This is a genomic window from Microbacterium sp. Kw_RZR3, assembly GCF_029222405.1.
In the GTDB taxonomy this organism is placed as follows: domain Bacteria; phylum Actinomycetota; class Actinomycetes; order Actinomycetales; family Microbacteriaceae; genus Microbacterium.
Genome location: NZ_JARHXC010000317.1, coordinates 1 through 7,954, shown reverse-complemented (window position 1 = coordinate 7,954; position 7,954 = coordinate 1). Strand labels below are relative to the sequence as shown.

7 protein-coding genes are annotated in these 7,954 nt (G+C 68.3%); 1 reads left to right on the top strand and 6 read right to left on the bottom strand.

The genetic code is table 11. The features are described from left to right. Nucleotides 1-26: 26 nt before the first annotated feature. The 6 genes from ilvC to otsA all read right to left on the bottom strand — a co-directional run bounded on the left by ilvC (nucleotide 27) and on the right by otsA (nucleotide 7,585). Nucleotides 27-1,052, bottom strand: coding sequence for a ketol-acid reductoisomerase (gene ilvC, locus P2P98_RS17545; RefSeq protein ID WP_275801542.1), 1,026 nt, complete (start codon nucleotides 1,050-1,052; stop codon nucleotides 27-29). Between the two features lie 151 nt (nucleotides 1,053-1,203). Further along, entirely contained in the window at nucleotides 1,204-1,713 is a 510-nt protein-coding gene (gene ilvN, locus P2P98_RS17540; protein ID WP_058595899.1) for an acetolactate synthase small subunit, read from the bottom strand. A 1-nt stretch (nucleotide 1,714) separates the two neighbouring features. Then, a complete protein-coding gene (locus P2P98_RS17535) occupies nucleotides 1,715-3,523 on the bottom strand; it encodes an acetolactate synthase large subunit (RefSeq protein WP_275801541.1) in 1,809 nt (602 codons plus the stop codon). A 47-nt stretch (nucleotides 3,524-3,570) separates the two neighbouring features. Continuing rightward, nucleotides 3,571-5,289: a dihydroxy-acid dehydratase gene (ilvD, locus tag P2P98_RS17530; protein ID WP_058614257.1), complete on the bottom strand. Its 1,719-nt coding sequence runs from the start codon at nucleotides 5,287-5,289 to the stop codon at nucleotides 3,571-3,573. 59 nt (nucleotides 5,290-5,348) lie between these two features. Then, nucleotides 5,349-6,128, bottom strand: coding sequence for a trehalose-phosphatase (otsB, locus tag P2P98_RS17525; protein WP_275801540.1), 780 nt, complete (start codon nucleotides 6,126-6,128; stop codon nucleotides 5,349-5,351). Next, complete coding sequence (gene otsA, locus P2P98_RS17520) at nucleotides 6,125-7,585, bottom strand: alpha,alpha-trehalose-phosphate synthase (UDP-forming) (RefSeq protein ID WP_275801539.1); 1,461 nt, start codon at nucleotides 7,583-7,585, stop codon at nucleotides 6,125-6,127. The genes otsB and otsA overlap by 4 nt, the downstream gene beginning before the upstream one ends. Nucleotides 7,586-7,716: 131 nt before the next feature. Between otsA and P2P98_RS17515 the strand changes: the two genes are divergently transcribed. Then, nucleotides 7,717-7,954, top strand: a 238-nt coding sequence (locus tag P2P98_RS17515) for a hypothetical protein (protein ID WP_275801538.1), incomplete at its 3' end; no start/stop codon positions are given.

Here is a 7,954-nt window from a genome sequence, read left to right as displayed (position 1 = left end):
AGGCTCCGGGGCGTTCGACGGACGGATCAGCGCGCGGCCGAGCCCTCGACGTAGTCGCTGTCCTGCTGCTTCCACGCGAACAGACCGCGGAGCTCCTTGCCGGTCGCCTCGATCGGGTGACCCTGCTCCTTCTCACGGAGGGCGAGGAACTCGGTCGCGCCGTTGTCCTGGTCGTCGATGAAGCGCTTCGCGAACGCGCCGGACTGGATGTCGGCGAGGACGGCCTTCATGTTCTCCTTCACCGACGGGTCGATGACGCGGGGGCCGGAGACGTAGTCGCCGTACTCGGCCGTGTCGGAGATCGACCAGCGCTGCTTGGCGATGCCGCCCTCCCACATGAGGTCGACGATGAGCTTGAGCTCGTGCAGCACCTCGAAGTACGCGATCTCGGGCTGGTAGCCAGCCTCGGTCAGCGTCTCGAAGCCGTACTGGACGAGGTGGCTCATGCCGCCGCAGAGCACGGACTGCTCGCCGAACAAGTCGGTCTCGGTCTCTTCGGTGAAGGTCGTCTTGATGACGCCGGCGCGGGTGCCGCCGATGGCCTTCGCGTACGAGAGAGCGGTGTCCCAGGCCGAACCCGAGGCGTCGCGCTCGACGGCGATGATGTCGGGGATACCGCGGCCCGCGACGTACTCGCGACGCACGGTGTGACCGGGAGCCTTGGGCGCGACGAGGATCACGTCGACGCCCTCGGGAGCGTCGATGTAGCCGAAGCGGATGTTGAAGCCGTGCGCGAAGGCGAGCGTCTTGCCCTCGGTCAGCTTGTCCTTGATCGAGTCGGCGTAGATCGAGCGCTGGTGCTGGTCGGGCGCGAGGATCATGATGAGGTCGGCCCACTCGGCGGCATCCGAGACGTTCTTGACCTCGAAGCCGTCTTCCTGCGCCTTGGGGGCCGACTTGGAGCCGTCCTTGAGCGCGATGACGACCTCGACACCCGAGTCGCGCAGGTTCTGCGCGTGCGCGTGGCCCTGCGAGCCGTAGCCGACGATCGCGACCTTCTTGCCCTGGATGATCGAGAGGTCGGCGTCGTCGTCGTAGAAGATCTCTGCCATGGAATTTTCTCCTTGGTTTCAGGTCCCTGAGCTTGTCGAAGGGACCGGGTTGTGGGACGTGTGAAGTTGGGCAGTCGGACCCTTCGACAGGCTCAGGGACCGACGGGTTCGGGGTGTCGGGCCCGTCGACGCGCTCAGGGACCGACGGGGTTCAGCTGCGGAGGACGCGCTCGGTGATGCTCTTGCCTCCGCGACCGACGGCGAGAAGGCCCGACTGCGCGAGCTCTTTCACTCCGAACGGCTCGATGGCCTTCAGGAACGCACCGACCTTGCCCGAGTCGCCCGTGATCTCGATCACGATCGCATCGGGTGCGTAGTCGACCACCGACGCGCGGAAGAGGTTGACGACCTCGAGCACGTTCGAGCGGGTCGCGTTGTCGGCCCGCACCTTGACCAGCACGTGCTCGCGCTGGACGGATGCCGCGGGGTCGAGCTCGACGATCTTGATCACGTTGATCAGCTTGTTGAGCTGCTTCGTGACCTGCTCCAGCGGCAGACCTTCGACGTCGACGACCACCGTGATGCGGGAGAGACCCGGCACCTCGGTGACGCCCACGGCCAGGGACTCGATGTTGAACCCGCGGCGGGCGAAGAGGCCGGCGACGCGCGTGAGCAGACCGGGCTTGTCCTCGACGAGGAGGCTCAGAACGTGACGAGACATCTCAGTCCTCCTGCTCGTTGAAGGCGGGCGAGTGGTCGCGCGCGTACTGGACGTAGCTGTTGCTGACGCCCTGCGGCACCATCGGCCACACCATCGCGTCGGCGCTCACGACGAAGTCGATCACGACCGGACGGTCGTTCGTGTCCAGCGCGAGCTGGATGGCGGCGTCGATCTCGTCTTCCTTCTCGACGCGGATCGCGAGGCACCCGTACGCTTCGGCGAGCTTGACGAAGTCGGGGATGCGGCGCGTGCCGTGTCCCGTGTTCAGGTCGGTGTTGGAGTGGCGTCCGTCGAAGAACAGTGTCTGCCACTGGCGCACCATGCCGAGCGAGGAGTTGTTGATGATCGCGACCTTGATGGGGATGTCGTTGATGACGCAGGTCGCGAGCTCCTGATTGGTCATCTGGAAGCAGCCGTCGCCGTCGATCGCCCACACGGCGCGCTCGGGCTGAGCGACCTTGGCGCCCATCGCGGCCGGAACCGCGTAGCCCATGGTGCCGGCGCCGCCGGAGTTGAGCCAGGCGTTGGGGCGCTCGTACTTGATGAACTGCGCCGCCCACATCTGGTGCTGACCCACACCGGAGGCGTAGACCCCCTCGGGGCCGGTCAGCTCGCCGATGCGCTGGATCACGTGCTGCGGCGAGAGCAGACCGTCACTGGTAGGCGTGTAGCCGAGCGGGAACTCCTCGCGGAGGCCGTTCAGGTACGTCCACCACTCCGAGTAATCGTGCGGGTGCTCGGCGTCGGCGGCGCGGAAGGCGGCATCCAGATCGACGAGCACCTCTTTGAGGTCGCCCACGATCGGTACGTCAGCGGTGCGGATCTTGGAGATCTCGGCGGGGTCGATGTCGACGTGCACCACCTGCGCGTGCGGTGCGAACAGCGACGCCTTGCCCGTCACGCGGTCGTCGAAGCGCGCGCCGAGGGAGACGATGAGGTCGCTCTCCTGAAGGGCGAGCACCGCGGGAACGGTGCCGTGCATGCCGGGCATCCCCAGGTGCTGCTCGTGCGAGTCGGGGAATGCACCCCGCGCCATGAGCGTGGTCACGACGGGCGCACCGGTCGCCTCGGCCAGGACCTTCAGCTCGGCAGCGGCGTTCGCGCGGATCGTTCCGCCGCCCACGTACAGGACGGGCTTGTGCGCGGTGGCGAGCAGCTGCGCCGCGGCCTGGATCTGCTTGCCGTGAGCCTTCGTCACCGGACGATAGCCGGGCAGGTCGATCTTGGGCGGCCAGACGAAGGGCACCTCGGCCTGCTGCGCATCCTTCGTGATGTCCACCAGCACGGGACCGGGACGACCCGTCGAGGCGATCTCGAAGGCCGCGGCGAGGGCGCCGGGGATCTCCTCGGCGGTCTTCACCAGGAACGAGTGCTTGGTGATGGGCATCGTGATGCCGACGATGTCGGCCTCCTGGAACGCGTCCGTCCCCATGAGGGTCGAGAACACCTGTCCGGTGATGCACACGAGCGGCACCGAGTCCATGTAGGCGTCGGCGATCGCGGTGACGAGGTTGGTGGCACCCGGACCCGACGTCGCGATCGCGACGCCGACCTTGCCGGAAGCCGCGGCGTAGCCCTCTGCCGCGTGGCCGGCGCCCTGCTCGTGGCGCACGAGGATGTGGCGGACGTGCTCGTCGTCCATCAGCGGGTCGTAAACGGGCATGATCGCCCCGCCCGGCAGGCCGAAGACGTCGGTGACACCGAGCAGGTCGAGCGAGCGGACGACCGCCTGCGCACCCGTCATCACGGGCGCCGGGGCGGTGCGGGCGGGAGGCCGGGGCACGGCCGCCGTAGGGGAATCGATGGACATGGGAGTACCTCGAGAACCGGAAGAAGGTGAGAAAAGGGGGACGGCCGTCAGCCCGTGACCGCGCCCTCCGCGGCGGAGTGCACGAGCTTGGAGTACTTGGCCAGAACGCCACGGGTATAGCGCGGGGGAAGCGGTTCCCAGCCTTCGCGGCGGGAACTCAGCTCGGCCTCATCGACGATCAAGTCGAGAGTGCGAGCGGCGATATCGACCCGTATCAGATCACCATCGCGCACGAAGGCGATCGGACCTGCGTCCACCGCTTCGGGAGCTATGTGGCCGATGCAGAGGCCGGTTGTGCCGCCTGAGAATCGACCGTCCGTCAAGAGTAGTACATCTTTTCCGAGCCCCGCGCCCTTGATGGCTGCGGTGATCGCCAGCATCTCGCGCATGCCGGGGCCGCCCTTGGGGCCCTCGTAGCGGATGACCACGACATCGCCCGCGGCGATGTCGCCCGCCTCGAGCGCGTCCATGGCGGCGCGCTCGCGCTCGAACACGCGGGCGGGGCCCTCGAAGACGTTGCCGTCGAAGCCGGCCGACTTCACGACGGCACCCTCGGGAGCCATCGAGCCGTGGAGGATCGTGATGCCGCCCGTGGCGTGGATCGGGTCGTCGAAGCGGTGGATCACCTTTCCGTCGACGGGGTCGGGGTTCAGGTCGGCGAGGTTCTCGGCGAGCGTCTTTCCGGTGACGGTCAGCGCGTCGCCGTGCAGCAGACCCTCGTCGAGCATCGCCTTCATGATGACGGGGATGCCACCGTGACGGTCGACGTCGTTCATGACGTACTGACCGAACGGCTTCATGTCGGCGACGTGCGGGGTGCGGTCGCCGATGCGGTTGAAGTCGTGCAGGTTCAGCTCGACCTCGGCCTCGTTGGCGATCGCGAGGAGGTGGAGCACGACGTTGGTCGAGCCGCCGAGCGCCATGGCGAGGGCGATGGCGTTCTCGAACGCCTCTTTGGTGAGGATGTCGCGCGTGGTGATGCCCTGGCGCAGCAGGTTGACCACGGCCTCGCCCGAACGGTGGGCGAAGTAGTCGCGACGACGGTCGGCCGACGGCGGGGCGGCGGAGCCGGGAAGGCTCAGACCGAGGGCTTCGGCGACCGAGGCCATCGTGTTGGCGGTGTACATACCGCCGCACGCACCCTCACCCGGGGCGATCGCGCACTCGATGCGCTTGAGGTCGGCCTCGCTCATCTTGCCCGCGAGGCACGCGCCCACGGCCTCGAACGAGTCGATGATCGTGACGTCCTTCTCGGTGCCGTCGCTGAGCTTGACCCAGCCGGGGGCGATCGAGCCCGCGTAGAGGAAGACGCTCGACAGGTCGAGACGAGCGGATGCCATGAGCATGCCCGGGATCGACTTGTCGCAGCCCGCGAGCAGGACGGACCCGTCGAGGCGCTCGGCCATCATCACGGTCTCGACGCTGTCGGCGATGACCTCGCGCGAGACGAGCGAGAAGTGCATTCCCTCGTGGCCCATCGAGATGCCGTCGGAGACGGAGATGGTGCCGAACTGCAGCGGGTACCCGCCGCCGGCGTGGACACCCTCTTTGGCGCCCTGCGCGAGGCGGTCGAGGCTCAGGTTGCAGGGGGTGATCTCATTCCAGCTCGACGCGATGCCGATCTGGGGCTTGTCCCAGTCCTCGTCACCCATGCCGACCGCGCGGAGCATTCCGCGGGAGGTCGTGGCTTCGATGCCGTCGGTGACGACGCGACTGCGGGGCTTGATGTCGAACTCGCCGGTGTTCGGATTCTGCGGTGCGGGCATCCTCGCAGTCTATTGCGCGCGCGTAGCGCGCCGATGCGCCACGAGTGTCGAATCGCTGATCAATCCGTGTGCGCGCGGCGAAGACGCGCGACGTCCTCCAGGACGGTCACGAAAGCGTCGATATCGTCGACGCGCAGTGTGGCCGCGGTCTCTCCCCCGCCGACACGGATGCCGAGGTCTCCGGGGCCGAGCGAGCGCAGCGCGTCCTCGTCGGTGACGTCATCGCCCGCGAACAGCACAGCGGTCGCTTCGACCCGCTCGCGCAGGTGCGCGACGGCGGAGTCCTTCCCCTCGTGGCGGAACGAGAACTCGAGGATGTCGTGGCCCGTGCGACGCCTCCATCCGGGCGCCTCGGCGGCGACGAGCTCGTCGGCCACCGCGCGGGCGGTGCGCGCGGTCTCGGCATCCGCGGTCCGGGTGTGCACGCCGAAGCCGTACTCCTTCGGCTCGATCCAGACGCCCGTCGTCCCGGCGGCGCGACGACTGACCTCGTCCTGCAGGCGATCCCGGAGGGCGAGGTCCGCGGCGTCGTCCGTCGCCGCCTCGACACCCACCCCGGGTACCCAGAACTGCACGCCGTGGGAGCCCGCGAGCCAGATGAGCGAGTCGTCCGTGTGCTCCGCGATCTCGCGGAGGTGGCCGAGCGAGCGTCCGGAGACGAGAGCGACGACCGTGCGGGGAAGCGTGACCAGGTCGTCGAGGACCGCACGGGCGCCCGGGGTCATCCGCGCCGACATCGGCTCATCGACGAGAGGAGAGAGGGTGCCGTCGAAGTCGACGGCGATCAGCAGGCGGTCGGTCGTGGCGACGGCCTCGATCGTGGCGTCGGCGGCAGTCATTCCGCGTCCTCGCCCTCGGAATCGCCCTCGACCTCGGCGGCGGCCGCCGCGCTCGAGGCCGTGTCGTGGAACGTCGCGAGAGCCTCGAGGAACTCGCGCGACCAGTCCTCGACGTCATGCTCGCGCACGCGCTTGCGCAGCGCCCGCATGCGGCGACCCTGCTCGGCGGCGGGCATGTCGATCGCCCGGACGATGGCATCCTTCAATCCGTCGATGTCATGCGGATTGATGAGCAGGGCGCTGCCCATCTCGTCGGCGGCGCCGGCGAACTCGCTCAGCACCAGCACACCGCGGTTGTCGGTGCGGCTGGCGACGTACTCCTTCGCCACGAGGTTCATGCCGTCGCGGAGGGCGGTCACGAGCATGACGTCCGCGGCGAGGAACAGCGCGACCATCTCTTCACGCGGGTACGACTGGTGCAGGTACCGGATCGCGGTGTGCGTGGTGGTGTCGTGGTCGCCGTTGATCCGCCCGACGGTCATCTCGATCTCGTCGCGCAGCTGCACGTAGGCGTCGACGCGCTCGCGACTCGGGCTCGCGACCTGCACGAGCGTGGCGTCCTCGACCGTGGCGCGGCCGTCCTCGAGCAATTCGCCCCACGCCTTCAGTCGGTGGCGGATGCCCTTCGTGTAATCGAGGCGATCGACCCCGAGCAGGATCTTGCGGGGGTTGCCGAGGCCCTCGCGGATCTCTTTCGCGCGCTGCTGGATCTCGGGCTTCTGCGCGAGCTCGACGTACGAGTCGGCGTCGATCGAGATCGGGAACGCCTTGGCGAGGGCGACGCGCGTGCCGCCCTTCGGGTCCGGAACCAGGATGCCGCTGGCCTTGGTCTCGTACCGCAACTGACGCCGCACGGCTCGCGCGAAGTTGCCCGCGTCCGCAACGCGTTGGAATCCGATCACGTCGGCGCCCAGCAGGCCCTCGAGGACCTGCTTGCGCCACGGGAGCTGCGAGTACAGGCCGTAGGCGGGAAACGGGATGTGGTGGAAGTAGCCGATCGTCAGGTCGGGCCGGAGTTCCCGCAGCATCTTGGGAACGAGCTGCAGCTGATAGTCCTGCACCCACACCGTCGCGTTCTGAGAAGCAGAGGCGGCCGCGGCTTCGGCGAATCGGCGGTTCACGCGGACGTACGCGTCCCACCACGCGCGCTTGTAGGTCGGCGCGGCGATGACGTCGTGGTAGAGCGGCCAGATCGTGTCGTTCGAGAAGCCCTCGTAGTAGTTCTGCACGTCGGCCGCCGACAGCACGACGGGAACAAGGTGCACTCCGTCGAACTCGAACGGGTCGAGCTCGACGTCGGGTTGGCCGGCCCACCCGACCCACGCGCCGTCGGCGCGACGCATCACCGGCTCGAGGGCGGTCACGAGACCGCCGGGGGAACGACGCCACCCTTCACCGTCCGGGGTGCGGTCGACGGGAAGGCGGTTGGCGACGACGACGAAATCGGCCTGGGTCACAGGTCCTCCTCGGGGATCGACCTCAGGCTAACAGCGGCATCGAGCGGCGCAGAGGGCTGGACGGGATGCGATATGGACGCCCCGCCTGTCAAGGCGCGGCGTCGCAACGCGCTCCTCGGTAGGTTGAACACATGCGCCAGTACATCTTCGGAACGGGTCTTCTCAGCGCCATCACGGGTGGCATCACGCTCCTGCGGGCTCTGCGCAACGACGAGCCCTTCACGTGGCGCACCGCCCTCGCGTGGCTCAGCTGGGGCATCACGCTGGCTCTCGCGATCGGATCGGTCGTCGACACCCGTCGCGCCCGGCGCGGACGCGTGATCGCGGGCGACTCCCCCGTCGCGAAGAAGCAGCAGAAGCTTTTCAAGA